The organism is Clostridia bacterium, from assembly GCA_026414765.1.
GTDB lineage: Bacteria > Bacillota > Clostridia > Acetivibrionales > DSM-27016 > SKW86.
This window is the reverse complement of sequence record JAOAIJ010000027.1, coordinates 69,113-82,852: the sequence shown is the minus strand read 5'-3', so window position 1 is coordinate 82,852 and position 13,740 is coordinate 69,113. Positions and strand designations below refer to the sequence as shown.

13 protein-coding genes are annotated in these 13,740 nt (G+C 35.3%); 2 read left to right on the top strand and 11 right to left on the bottom strand.

Annotation, left to right across the window (positions count from 1 at the left end; translation table 11 throughout):
- Positions 1 to 116: 116 nt before the first annotated feature.
- Entirely contained in the window at positions 117 to 1,037 is a 921-nt protein-coding gene (locus N3I35_11450; protein ID MCX8130700.1) for an undecaprenyldiphospho-muramoylpentapeptide beta-N-acetylglucosaminyltransferase, read from the bottom strand.
- Positions 1,038 to 1,367: 330 nt separating this feature from the next.
- Between N3I35_11450 and N3I35_11445 the strand changes: the two genes are divergently transcribed.
- Entirely contained in the window at positions 1,368 to 2,039 is a 672-nt protein-coding gene (locus N3I35_11445) for a hypothetical protein (protein MCX8130699.1), read from the top strand.
- Positions 2,040 to 2,139: 100 nt separating this feature from the next.
- Here N3I35_11445 and N3I35_11440 read toward each other — a convergent pair whose 3' ends face one another.
- The 3 genes from N3I35_11440 to N3I35_11430 all read right to left on the bottom strand — a co-directional run bounded on the left by N3I35_11440 (position 2,140) and on the right by N3I35_11430 (position 7,203).
- Positions 2,140 to 2,790 carry an HAD-IA family hydrolase gene (locus N3I35_11440; protein MCX8130698.1) on the bottom strand — a complete coding sequence of 217 codons (651 nt, stop codon included), beginning with the start codon at positions 2,788 to 2,790 and terminating at the stop codon, positions 2,140 to 2,142.
- 31 nt (positions 2,791 to 2,821) lie between these two features.
- Positions 2,822 to 4,255: an aminopeptidase gene (locus tag N3I35_11435; protein ID MCX8130697.1), complete on the bottom strand. Its 1,434-nt coding sequence runs from the start codon at positions 4,253 to 4,255 to the stop codon at positions 2,822 to 2,824.
- A 95-nt stretch (positions 4,256 to 4,350) separates the two neighbouring features.
- Complete coding sequence (locus N3I35_11430; protein MCX8130696.1) at positions 4,351 to 7,203, bottom strand: diguanylate cyclase; 2,853 nt, start codon at positions 7,201 to 7,203, stop codon at positions 4,351 to 4,353.
- Between the two features lie 176 nt (positions 7,204 to 7,379).
- Here N3I35_11430 and N3I35_11425 point away from each other — a divergent pair, with 176 nt between their 5' ends.
- Entirely contained in the window at positions 7,380 to 8,177 is a 798-nt protein-coding gene (locus N3I35_11425; protein ID MCX8130695.1) for a histidinol-phosphatase HisJ family protein, read from the top strand.
- Positions 8,178 to 8,227: 50 nt separating this feature from the next.
- On the opposite strand, the gene mnmA is transcribed toward N3I35_11425, so the two are convergent.
- From mnmA to larA, 7 genes are all read right to left on the bottom strand, one after another.
- Positions 8,228 to 9,322, bottom strand: coding sequence for a tRNA 2-thiouridine(34) synthase MnmA (gene mnmA, locus N3I35_11420; GenBank protein ID MCX8130694.1), 1,095 nt, complete (start codon positions 9,320 to 9,322; stop codon positions 8,228 to 8,230).
- A 42-nt stretch (positions 9,323 to 9,364) separates the two neighbouring features.
- The gene (nifU, locus tag N3I35_11415; GenBank protein ID MCX8130693.1) at positions 9,365 to 9,823 is read right to left on the bottom strand and encodes a Fe-S cluster assembly scaffold protein NifU; all 459 of its coding nucleotides are present in this window, start codon (positions 9,821 to 9,823) and stop codon (positions 9,365 to 9,367) included.
- Positions 9,824 to 9,871: 48 nt separating this feature from the next.
- A complete protein-coding gene (gene nifS / locus N3I35_11410) occupies positions 9,872 to 11,047 on the bottom strand; it encodes a cysteine desulfurase NifS (protein ID MCX8130692.1) in 1,176 nt (391 codons plus the stop codon).
- 118 nt (positions 11,048 to 11,165) lie between these two features.
- On the bottom strand, positions 11,166 to 11,618 hold the full coding sequence (locus tag N3I35_11405; GenBank protein MCX8130691.1) for an Rrf2 family transcriptional regulator: 453 nt from the start codon (positions 11,616 to 11,618) through the stop codon (positions 11,166 to 11,168).
- Positions 11,619 to 11,769: 151 nt separating this feature from the next.
- On the bottom strand, positions 11,770 to 12,057 hold the full coding sequence (locus N3I35_11400) for a YkuS family protein (protein MCX8130690.1): 288 nt from the start codon (positions 12,055 to 12,057) through the stop codon (positions 11,770 to 11,772).
- A gap of 87 nt (positions 12,058 to 12,144) precedes the next feature.
- The gene (locus N3I35_11395) at positions 12,145 to 12,462 is read right to left on the bottom strand and encodes a hypothetical protein (GenBank protein MCX8130689.1); all 318 of its coding nucleotides are present in this window, start codon (positions 12,460 to 12,462) and stop codon (positions 12,145 to 12,147) included.
- A gap of 4 nt (positions 12,463 to 12,466) precedes the next feature.
- Positions 12,467 to 13,720, bottom strand: coding sequence for a nickel-dependent lactate racemase (gene larA / locus N3I35_11390; protein MCX8130688.1), 1,254 nt, complete (start codon positions 13,718 to 13,720; stop codon positions 12,467 to 12,469).
- Between the last annotated feature and the right edge of the window lie 20 nt (positions 13,721 to 13,740).

The following is a 13,740-nucleotide window of genomic DNA, read 5'->3' as shown; positions in this document are numbered from 1 at the left end:
TGATTGCCGGTTCATTCATACTTGTTATTCCTCCTGTAAGATCTATTATTAATAGTTGCCATAAATCCTACAGGTTCTTCATTACCCAAACAAAGAGACTGTAGGAATTTACGTTTTTACACGTAATTTCCTACAGTCTCTTGTTTTCTGAATGATTCTGCATTCAAGATTTGATCTCCTCGACTAGCATTTTTAGATAATGGTATAAGTAAATTAGGCTTTCTTAAAGCTATCAACTCAAATAAAGTAGTTGCGCCTGCTCTAGAAATAACTACATCAGCCAATGAATATAAATGTGGCTGCTCCTCCTTTATATATTCGAACTGCTTATACCCTTTAATATTTTGAAGATTACTAGCAAGATTACCTTTACCACATATGTGACATATATTATATTCCTTGATAAGCCTATCTAGGTTATTTCTAATTACCTTGTTAATATTTTCAGCACCTTGACTACCACCGACAACCATCAAAACAGGCCTATCATCATTAAATTCACATATTTTTTGGCCTTTACTCTTTTCACCTGTAAATAAGGATTGTCTTATAGGAATGCCGGTTAAAATACCTTTTTCTTTGGAAATGTGTTCCTTTGATTCAGGAAAAGTAAAACATATCTTCTTAGAAAATGGTATTGACAATCGATTTGTTAAGCCAGGTGTCATATCTGACTCATGTATTACTACAGGAACTTTACATATCCAAGCTGCCCATACAACTGGACAAGAAACAAAACCACCCTTACTAAATAAGATATCCGGTTTTAATTTTCTCATTATCGAAACAGACTGTCTAAATCCATCCATAACACGATATATATCTGTAATATTTTTCAAATCAAAATACCGTCTTAGTTTACCTGCTTTGATTGAGTGATAAGTTATATTCTCATTCATTATTAATTGTTTTTCAATTCCATTTTCTGAACCTATATAATTTATTTCACAATTTCGTTCTTTTAGTTTTGATATTAAAGCAATATTCGGTGTAACGTGCCCAGATGAGCCTCCACCAGTTAATACAATTGATTTCATTTTAGCTCCATAGTTTTAAATAAATATACCCATATTATACCATCTGAAATACAAAGGTTCAAAGATTTTTACTTAATGTAGTAAAATTTTAAGGCACTTTATAAAAATTAATATTAATAATGACATAATGTAAAAATCGTAATAACAAATACTTTCAAACCTAAAAAACTTGGCGTTATGTAGGTATAACTTACCTGTTGTTTATTATCGCAAGTAATCGTATAATTTGTACATCCAAAAGCTAATTATCCAGTATTCCATTAATAAATGTGAGTTGCTTGGATTATGTAAAATAACAGTTAATGTATAGATAGAGAGGAAGGATTTAAATTGATTTCTTTTATTGGATTGCTTTCTGCACTAGGAATTATTATTGTTCCTATTGTTTTATGGAAAAAAAACAAAGGACAGAAACATAAGTTACTAAAAGCCTTTAGTGGTGGTTTCGCTTGCTTTGTCCTTATGTTAGTAATGGTAGGATATGGTACTCCACCCCAAAATAATGTACAAGCACAAAAGAAACAACAAACCACTACACAAAAACAGAAAACATCGGAGGAGAACAAAAGTCCGGAACAATCGGGACAGGCTCAGAATGGAGGAGAAAAAGAAAGCAGTATAGCAAGTGAATACAAAATAGGAGACACTGGCTTGCAGGGTGTCGTTATGACAGAATCTTTGATAAAATATTTGTCTGAAGCTGAGAAGAATCCAGTAAAGACAAAAGATAAAGCAGAGAATATTACAAAGAATATATATAAAGATGTAACTGATAATGATGGTTCCAATATGCCTGAAAAGGAAATGATGACCAAATTATATCAGGCACAGATTTACTATAATGAAAATATGAATAGTGAATATTCAAGCGTAAATGGTTTGTTAATTGAAGAATTCGGGGGAAGGATAAATAAATCAAGGGGTGTTCCCGGTGCTGCTCAAAGAATGAATAACATTACAGCAATGTATGAGATGGTTACATCGCTTCGCTCCTCACAATAACAAAGCTGTACGTCATTCATATTTTATACCACAAAAACCACAGAAAATCTATCTGTGGTTTTTGCGATATAAAAAAAGTTTAGTGTAAAATAATTTTAGATTAATCTGTCGTGTTACCTAACCATTTTATAAATTCATCCGGCTTTCGGAAGTATTTGTCAGGCTTAAGACCTATTAAATCCTCGGAACCTGTAGAAGACCATAAAGCAAGAACTGATTTGGTTCCAGCCGCCCTGCTCGCCTTTATATCCACGTCAAAATCACCAGTATATACACTTTCATCTGCTCTTATACCCAGCTTTTCAAGGGCAAGCATTATTCCCTCCGGGTCCGGCTTTGGTTTTCTGGTATGTTCTCCTGCGATTACTATATCAAAATATTCTTTTAGTCTGAGTTTTTCTATAATTATTTCTGTAGCTCTGATGCCTCTGCCGGTAAAGAGGCCAAGCCTTATCCCCTTTGATTTGATAAAATCTAGCAGTTCAATAATCCCCTCTATAGGACGAACACACTTATCAAAGCTTTCACTGAATATCTTTATATAACGCTCTTCAACCAGCTCTTTCCTGACTCCATCTACTAACTTCTTTACAATTTCAGTATCTACAGGGCCAAATTCCTTCAAAATCTCTTCATCGGTCAATTCTTCGCCTTTGAGTTCTCTCACAGTCTCTTTTATTGCTTTTATTGTAACAGGGATAGTATCTGCTAATGTACCATCCAGATCGAAAATCGCTGCTTTTATGTTCATTTTTCCTCCTGGCATATTAAATCGAGCCTTCTTATACAGACCTGTAAAAGAAGATATTTGCTTTATAATTCAGATAAATATCGATTTTACTGGTTATTTCAAATGGGGAATGCATTGAAAGTATTGGTACTCCACAATCGAGCACATCTACACCAAGATTTGCTATATATTCAGCAATAGTGCCTCCTCCACCCTGATCTACTTTTCCAAGCTCTCCTGTTTGCCAAAGGATATTGTTTTCATTCAATAACTTTCTTACAAAACCGAGAAATTCAGCGTTTGCATCACTTCCTCCTACCTTACCTCTTACGCCTGTATATTTTTGTATTACCGGTCCTTTACCCATGTATGAGGCGTTTCGCTTATCCTGTACACCCTCGTAGTTAGGATCGACGCCAGGATTTACGTCTGCTGAAAGCATTCTTGAATTGACAAGACATTTCCTAAACATAATATCTGAATAGTTATCCGTACTATAAGCACAAAGGGCTGCTGCAAAATTTTCAAAAAGCACCGATTCTGCACCTGTATTCCCTACACTACCGATTTCCTCCTTATCAGTTAGGATGCAAACTGCTGTTCTTTCTACTCTTTCAGCATCTATAAGTGCTTTAAAAGCACTATAAGCACATACCCTGTCATCCTGTCCATATGCACCAACCATACTTCTGTCAAAGCCTACATCTTTTGCCCTAAATGCAGGAACAATTTCCAGCTCTGCAGAAATAAAGTCTTCCTCTATGATTCCGTATTTATCATTCAGAAGTTTTAATATGTTTAGTTTAACTTTTTCTTTTATTTTTTCATCGTTATAAGGAATTGATCCGAATAAAAGGTTTAATCCCTCGCCTGTTATCGCATCGCTCATCTTTTTATGCATTTGGTCTGCTGCAAGATGCGGCAGTAAATCTGTAATGGTAAATACGCAATCGCTTTCATCTTCCCCTATATTAACTTTTACAGTTTCACCATTGCCTTTGACTAAAATGCCATGAAGAGCCAATGGTATAGTTACCCATTGGTACTTCTTGATTCCTCCATAATAATGAGTTTTCAGAAGAACCAACCCGGAATCTTCATATACAGGATTTTGTTTTAGATCAATCCTAGGAGAATCAATATGAGCTCCGATTATATTTAACCCTTCTACGAGTGGTTTGTTCCCGATTATAGCTAAAACAACGGATTTACCTCTGTTAACTTCGTATACTTTCATTCCTGAAGTTAACTTTTTCCCAGACTTTAATATATCTTCTGTTTTTACAAAACCGGCTTCCAGCGCTGCTTTCTCTACCTCTTCAGTAAACTCCCTTTCAGTTTTTCCTTTATCTAAGAAATTTTTATATTTTTCACAAAATTCAAATGAATTCTTTTTATCCTCATCCGAAGATTTTTCCCAGGCATTTTTTGTACTATATAAAAGCTGCTCCTGAAGCTTCTGTCCTGAAGATTTATTCTCTTCCATTTTTTGCTCCTCCTCAAGTTGCGGATTTATCTTATTGAAATTATTTTGTGCAATAAAAATGTCTTTAAGCCATAATAAAGTTTTCATATTTGCATTTAGTTTGATTTTCCAATTAGATCTATGAAAACCTTTACCAGTTCAGGATCAAACTGAGTCCCTGAACATTTTTTTATTTCACTTAATGCCTCTTCCTTACTCACTGCATCCTTATACGGCCTCTTGTTAGTCATAACATCAAAAGCATCAACTATAGATATTATTCTCGAAATTTCTTGAATATCCTTCCCTTTTATACCTTGTGGATATCCTTTGCCATCCCATCTCTCATGATGGGTAAGAATAGCTTCTGCTATAGGTGCTAGCTCAGGTGACAACACTGCAATTCTATAACCTATTTCAGGGTGCTTTTTCATTGTTTCAAACTCTTCCTCGGTTAACGAACCATTTTTAAGCAAAATATGGTCCGGTATAGCAATTTTGCCTATATCATGTAATGCAGCAAGAAGATTTAGCTCATCGAGCTTACTTCCTGAAAGACCGATTGCTTTTCCCATTTCAACAGACATTTTACGCATCCTCTGCGCATGTTCTTCTGTTTCATAATTTCTTTCAAAAAGAGCTTTTTCCAGTAAAGAAACATATGAGCTCCTTGAGCTTTTGTTATCAAGCAATTTGTGCCTGTACATACCGTCTTCAGCCTCTTTGGTCATTTGCTGGATATCCTTGGACATATCGGTTCTTGTAGAAATTCCAAGTGCAATATTTGTTTTTACAAGGTCATTATTTGATTCCTTACATTTATCAATTATTTTTTTGCATACTTCAAAAGATTCTCGCTCTGAGGTTCCCGGCAGAATTATTGCAAACTCGTCACCACCCCATCTTGCTATGATATCTTTTTCTCTGCAGCTTTCTTTTAAGATATTTGCAATCCTGACCAGGAGTTTGTCTCCCTCGCAATGTCCGAAAACATCATTTGCAATTTTCAATCCGTTAATATCACCGATAACAATTGAAATCGGGAGTATTGATTCATCATCAATTCTCTTAAGCTCATCTTCAAAAAATGCTCTGTTGTATAGTCCCGTCAACCTGTCATGATAGCTGAGATATTTAATTTCTGCTTCAGATTGTTTCCTTTGTGTAATATCATCTGCAGTACATATTATGTATTCCACATTACCTTTTTTATCAAGCTTAGGGGTTGCAGTAACAAATAAAACCTGCAAGATGCCTTCCTTATTATTGAATTCTACTTCAAACTGTTTGCGTTTTTTATTCTCGAAGATTTCCTTATAAGCACTAATATATATATCAGCAATTTTCTTTTCCTTATAAATATTGTAAACTTTTTGATTTTCTATAAAAATTCTATCTATTCCGAGCATTCTTGAATGTGCATCATTAACAGATCCATATGTTTCGGGGTCTGAAACATACCATATCTGAATATCTGTATTGTCAAGCAGCAGTGCCTGTTCTTCAGTCTTTCTTTTTAGCGCAAATTCTGCCTTCTTTCTTTCAGTTATATCATTAATAACAACCACTGTAGAGTTTATAGCGCCATTTTTATCTTTCAGCGCACATGCATCTACTTCGGCTGGAAACGTAGAACCGTCATACCTGCACATATAGGTTTCAAAATGTGTATTTCCTTTTTCAAGAAGCTCCCTTCTATACTGCTTTACAGCGTTTAAGGAATTCGGAGAAAAGAACTCAATAGCATTTTTATTCTTCACACCGGTAAAAGTATATCCAAACATCGAAAGCAATGCGGTATTGCAATTTTGTATACGTTCGTTCAGGTCAAGAACACATATGCCGTCTGAAACTGTATTAAAAACCGATTCCAAATATATTTTAAATTCTGTCAGCTGCTTTGTCTTATCTGTCAACTGTTCTATATGATAAGAATGGGTTCCAAGCATACTGTTTATAGAAACAGACAAACTGGATATCTCGTCGCTGCCTTCTACAAGAATCCTTTCAGAAAAACCTTTGCTTGTACTTATATCCGTAACACTTCTGCTTAAATCCAGTAATCTGCGTATTACCAATCTTTCATTTATCAAGATGGTAAGTATGAAGAAAAACAGACTCACAAACAGACAAACAACCATAAATTGTATAGTTCCTTGACGCCCCTTATTATAAATATCTCTGGTAATATTGATTTTTAAAATAAAGGACGGATTTCCAAGAATATCATTTATTACTTTATAGCCTGCTATAATATTATTCTTAATAGGGACTATATAGATGGGATTTGCAGGTGTAATTTTATTTTTGGCCTCAACAAAATCCTTTGAAAGATCAGGATCATTTATTGATTTTATATCCATTTCTTTATGTAAAATGCGAGATAATCGGTTTATCTGATGACGGTTAAATTCTCTTATTATGGCCAGAAATCCCACAGCAGGACCACTACCGTCACTTTTCAAAACTGAGTTTATATAAATAATGGCTGGACCTGAATCTAATTCAATAATTCCACTCATTCCACTTTTTCCATTATTAATTAATAAACCGAGTACCTGATTAAGTTTTTCTTCCAAGCCATAAGGAACCATCATTTCCTTTTGATTCTGAAGATCATAGTTTTTAGTGTGTATAGACTTGCCTTCGTGACTGTAAAAACCCATAAAGTTTATTTTAAGGGTTTTAAAGGTCTCATCGGAAAGATTTGACTTTATATAGTCGGAATTTTGGCTAATAACAAAATTGTAAGTGTCATCCCAGACTGACCAGTCTCCTCCTATCGAATTCAACTGAAGTATGTCGTCATTTAGATTGTCATAAGCCATTTCAAGACTTCGTTCACAGGCTTGATTCTCCATATTTTCATAGCTTTTCAATAGAATTTTTTCTGCGAATATTAGTGTAACAAATATTACGCCTAAAAGTGCACAACTAAAAACAACCAGTGTTTTTTTCCTCAACGTCATCTATTGTTCCCCCGAAAAGTTATGCTTTTGACAAAAAACTAAATAATATATCAATATTATACTATATAACTCTATAAATGGTAAACTACACATAGAACACTTAATAAAAATGATTTGTTCAGATTAATTTTTAGTGCTAGAATATATTAGTATTAATAATTACTAGGAGGTTTTTTATGTTTGATTGTCATGTTCACAGCAATTTTTCCGGTGATAGCCAGATGCCTGTAGAAAAAGCCTGTGAAGCAGCTATAAACATCGGTCTGGATGGAATAGCTTTTACTGATCACCTTGATTTGGATTATCCTGACTATAATTCTTTATTTAATATAGATTTTAACAGCTATTCCAATATAATGGACCGCATAAAAAACGATTACATTAAAAAGATAAAGGTAATAAAAGGTATAGAAGTTGGTATTCAACCCCATGTTATTAGTGAAACTGTAGAAATAGTCGAAAAATATGGATTTGATTTTGTTATAGCATCCATACATGTAATCGATAGAGTTGATCCTTATACAGGTGAATATTACAAAGGTAAAACAAAACAAAAATCTTTTTCCAGATATCTTCAAGAAATAGAATTCGGAGTAAGGAATTTTAAAAATTACGATGTTATAGGGCATATAGGATATATCAGAAGGTATTGTAGTTATGATGACAGGTCATTAAGATATGATGATTTTTGTGATTTGATTGATTCAATATTGAAAAACGTAATCTTAGACGGGAAAGGTATAGAAATAAATTCTCAAGGTTATCGGGGCGATCTTTTTTCACCAATTCCCGACTTTGATATAGTAAAAAGGTATAAAGAACTTGGTGGTGAGATAATAACCATCGGTTCGGATGCTCATTATCCCGAACATGTAGGTCATAGCTTTGATGTCGTTAGAGAAATGTTGGTAGATATGGATATAAAGTATACTGCTCATTTTGAAAACAGAAAACCTGTATTCGACAAACTATAAAAAAGCTGTGATTAAGATCATTAGTAAGCTTAATCACAGCCTAGATTATTTTATTTATCAGCATTACCTTCTATGGTTCCTCCGCCGACAACTGTATCATCATCATAAAAAACTACTGCTTGTCCTGGGGTTATCGCTCTTACCGGGTTTTCAAAAACAACTTTTGCCTTATTGTCTTTATAAGGATATATAATCGCATCCGCTTCTTTTGCAGAATATCTGATTTTTGCCTTAACTTTCATTTCATTGTCAAGGTGATCGATTGTAATAAAGTTTAAATCACTGGCTGTTAAACTTCTGGAAAACACTTCAGACTCATCTCCAAGTACAACGTTATTAGTCTGGATATTTATCTCAACAACGAACATAGGTTTTCCTAGTGCTATTCCCAGGCCCTTTCTTTGTCCTATGGTATAATGGACAATCCCTTTATGCTTTCCAAGAATATTACCCTTTGTATCTACAAAATTTCCCGGTACTATCTTGCAATCCGTATTCTCACTTATAAACCTGCCGTAATCATTATCTTCTACAAAGCATATCTCCTGGCTATCAGGTTTTGTAGCGACTGTAAGACCTATTTCTTTAGCTATTTCCCGTACTCTTTCCTTAGAATAATCTCCTATAGGCATAAGAGTCCTGGATAATTGTTCCTGTGTAAGTGTATATAATGCATAAGTCTGATCCTTTTTATCAGTTACTGATTTTCTGAGTAAATACCTGCCCTTATTATCATCATATTCGATTTTAGCATAATGACCCGTAGCAATATAGTCAATACCCATTGAAGCAGCTTTCTTCAGCATAGCATCAAATTTCACATGTCTGTTACATGCAATACATGGATTAGGAGTTCTGCCTTTCAGATATTCATCCTTAAAATAATTGATAACCTTTTTTTCGAATACTTCCTTGAAATTCATTACATAGTAAGGTATTCCAAGCTTGTTTGCTACTCTTCGCGCATCATCTACTGCGGAGAGAGAGCAACACCCGCCTTCCGTTTTTTGCCGTTCTTCATCCATATCAGGCCAGATTTGCATTGTAACGCCAATTACATCATAACCTTTTTCCAATAATACAGCAGCGGCGACAGAACTGTCCACACCACCGCTCATACCCAACATTACCTTCTTCTTGGACAATATTATCTCTCCCGTGTTTTTACTGTCTGGCAATTGTCAACTTTATAAATCTTCGTCTTCTTCTATCCCATGATGATGGTGCATATCATCACATCTTCTGCCGCATGCATTACAGTTATCTCTTTCCTCTGTAAGACCATTCTTTCTTTTATAATCTTCAATCGCAGATCTTATCGCCTCTTCTGCGAGATTAGAACAGTGCATTTTTGCTGGCGGAAGTCCGTCAAGAGCTTCAGCAACAGCTTTGTTTGTAATCTGCAATGCTTCTTCTACGGTTTTTCCGACAACCAGTTCAGTTGCCATACTGCTTGTTGCCACTGCAGCACCACACCCAAAAGTTTTGAATTTTGCGTCTTTTATAATGTTATCCTCAATCTTCAGGTACATTTTCATTATATCTCCGCATTTTGCATTACCTACCTGTCCTACTCCATCAGCATTTTCTATTTCTCCTACATTTCTTGGATTCATAAAATGATCCATAACTTTTTCACTATACATATATATCCCTCTTTCATTTATGAAAAATTATCAATTACTTAATATCTGTCACTTTCTTACTGCTTCATATAGAGGTGACATTTCTCTTAAACGTTCTACAATGACAGGTAGTACTTCAAGTAGATAGTTCACATCTTCATGCGTATTTTCATCTCCAAATGTAATCCTTAACGAGCCATGAGCTATCTCATGAGGAAGTCCGATAGCCAACAAAACATGTGAAGGGTCTAAAGAACCCGATGTACAGGCAGATCCGCTTGAAGCTGCTATTCCTTTCATATCGAGCATCAATAGTAAAGACTCACCTTCAATAAATTCAAAAGAAAAATTTACATTGCCAGAAAGTCTCTTATTTCTGTCACCATTTAGTTTGACAAAGGGGATCCTTTTTATTATTTCTTCGATAGTTCTTTCTCTAAGCTCCAACAGCTTCCGGTTGTACTCTTCAAGGTTGTTTGTGGCCAACTCAATGGCTTTACCCAGTCCGACTATACCCGGTATATTTTCCGTGCTCGCCCTTCTTCCCCGCTCCTGATGGCCGCCATGCATGAAAGAAGTTATCTTTACACCTTTTCTTATATATAGTGCGCCTACACCTTTAGGGCCATAAAATTTGTGCGCGGACAGTGATAAAAGATCTATGTTCATATCAGTTACGTTAATATGAATATTACCAACAGCCTGTACAGCATCAGTATGAAAATATACTCCCTTTTCTCTTGCGATCTTTCCGATTTCCCCTATGGGTTGAATAGTACCGATTTCATTATTTGCAAACATAACAGAAATTAGTATGGTAGCCGGTTTTATTGCATTTCTGACTTGTTCGGGAGATATCAGACCATTCTCATCAACAGGTAAATAAGTAACCTCAAAACCTTCGCTCTCCAAATACTGGCATGTATTCATTACCCCCGGGTGCTCAATACTTGTTGTTATGATATGATTTCCCTTGTTTCTGTTTGCATAAGCAATTCCTTTAAGCGCCCAGTTGTCGGATTCAGAACCAGATCCTGTAAAAAATATTTCCTTTGATTGTGCTCCCAAAGCTGCAGCTACTTTATCTCTAGCTTCTTCAATAGCTCTTTTACTGTCTCTACCGACTGAATATATCGATGATGCGTTGCCGAACTTTTCTGTAAAATATGGGATCATTGTTTCCAACACCTCAGGCTTGACTGAAGTAGTGGCTGCATGATCTAAATAAACAAATCTGTCACCCATAATAAAACTCCTTAATGTAAATTATGCATTAATTGAATGCCTCTCGTCCTAGCAATTATTTATTCCCTAAGGAATAATATCTAAACAATAATTTCTACTACTGTTCTAGGAATTATACTCAGATATAAAAAATATAACTTTCATTAATGTTGTTTGTCCTTTTGTATTCCTCTATAAGGTCAGCTAAAGTTATAGAGTCTACTACCTCGTTTACTTTATCCCGTATTTTGCTCCATACGATTTTTGTAACACATTTTTCAGACCTGTTACAATGTATAGGGTCTGTTTCTGTAACACATTCCACAGGTGCCAGTGATCCTTCAAGTGCACGCAAAATTGAACCCACAGTAATATTTTCCGGACTTTGGGAAAGAATATAGCCCCCCTGGGCCCCTCTTATACTTTTCACAAGACCTGACTTTCTTAAAATTGCAAACAGTTGTTCAAGATAATTTTCAGAAATATCTTGTCTCTCAGCAATATTCTTCAATGCTATCTGGCCTTCAGAGCTGTGAACTGCCAAATCAAGCATTGCTTTAACTCCATATCTGCCTTTTGTGGAAAGTTTCATATGTTTTCCTCCACATTTCCTCACAAATTCTTAATTCCAACTACATTACTTGGTATTATATTTATTAGATTAGCATTTTGTGAAATATTTGTCAACAACTTATCGTATCGTTTTCTATTTATCCAAAGAAGGTTTTATGATTTATTTTTTGCTAGAATAAGTGGCTGTAGCACCTCAAATGAAGCATTTCGTCTATTTGATCTATACTTTTCCCCAATGAATTAATAATAAGAACTCCATAGTTGCTCCTTGTTCCTGATGTCATTTCAGGCATATTGTTTCTTGATACGTACGATATCTGATAAGAATTTCCCTCATAAACAATTGCATCTATAGGGTAATTATAAGTCTCAATATCAACCACTTCATGTCCCTTTTTTTTCAAGCCATCTATTATGTCTTTTAGTTGCTTTTCAACTGCTACAACGATAAATACCACTCCTGACTAATTTTTATTGATATATGAACCATTGTGTCATACATCAATAATTATTAACCAAGAGTGGTATTTATATGCAGCTATAAGCTAATATTTAAGCCTTGTCTTACAGTGTGGACAAAAAGTTGTATTGCCTGACAGTTTCAAATACCTGCTGCATATAGGACATCTCCAGTTGATAAATTCAAATACAACAAGGCACACAAACATAAATACTATAGATAATATACCTAGGTACTTTGCATTTCCTACAGCTTCTCCGGCATCCAGGAAATACATGAGGCACGGAAGCCCGAGAGCAAGGAATAATATAAATAACCCTAATGTTAGACTCCTACGCTTTCTCCTAATAATAAACTCATCCAAGATTTGTTCATCACTAATATCAGCGTCATTTTCTGACATAAACTTAACCTCTTTTCATTACAGGTAATGTTGACCCTCCATAAGGCATAAGAATTACTTTTGCTTCATTTCCCTGTTCAATAAACGCCTGTTTCAAAGCAGCATTCATGTCGTCAAAAGGCTCCATAAACATACTCTTGACAAAATTTTTATCCAAATCGGATACCAGATAGATTTTTGCCTTTTTTTGAACAAGAGCTATTGCAGCTGCTTTATGTCCGCCGAGTTCAAAATTTTTCTGAATATCTTCTATCATGCTGTCTGGTGATTTTGCGTTTCTTATCCATCTTTCAAAAACTTCCTCTCCAAGTCCTTCAGCACAGGAAGCAAGCATTATGATTATGCCCCCATCTTTTACAGCATGTTTGGCATTATCAAGTGCTTTCTGTGCCTGATAAAGATTTATATCCTTTGGATATCCTCCTGGAGTAGCGACTACTATATCGGCTTTTTCCGGTATTTCAACTTTATAAAGACTGTCAAGGAATCTACAGCCTTCTCTGTGTGCAAATTTGTAATGACCAGCTACAGCTTTTATTACATTTTTCTGTTCATCAAGTACAACATTTACAATGAAATCAATAGGTACGAATTGAGCAACTTCATCAATATCCTTTCTGACGGGATTATCGTCAATTGCTCCGGCTTTTGCCGCTTCTTTAACCATTGCACTGTGATTTGCCTGTATTGCATCTCTTGTAGATACCCCAGGCATAATTGCTTTAGCGCCTCCGCTGTAGCCTGCAAAATAGTGGAATTCAATATTCCCAAGACATATTCTTCTGTCAGCTTTAGCAACTTCACTATATATATCTACCGGAGTTCCCGACGAAGTAGAACCCAATCTCATACAATCTTCCGGATCACTATCTACACACTTTATCCTGCTATATATGTCTTCTCCTACCAGGTATTTCATTTCTTCTTCAGTGTGCTTACGGTGACTTCCCAGTGCAAATACAATTTTTATATCCTCATCTTTTATTCCACCAGATGCCAATTCCTCAATCAAGGGAGGAAGTACTATCTTGCTTGGCATTGGTCTTGTTATATCACTTGTAATTATTACAATCCGCTCACCGCGCTTAACTATTTCGGACAGTCTTTTTGTGTCTATCGGATTTTTTATGGCCCTGGCAACTTCTTCACTTCCGCTTAGTTCTATCTTAACTTCATTTTGCCTGAGCTCCATGAGAACATTTTTATCCTCTATGCTGAATTCTTTGTATGTCTTTCCAAAACCGTATTTAAATTGCATCTTGTATCACCTCTGTATGA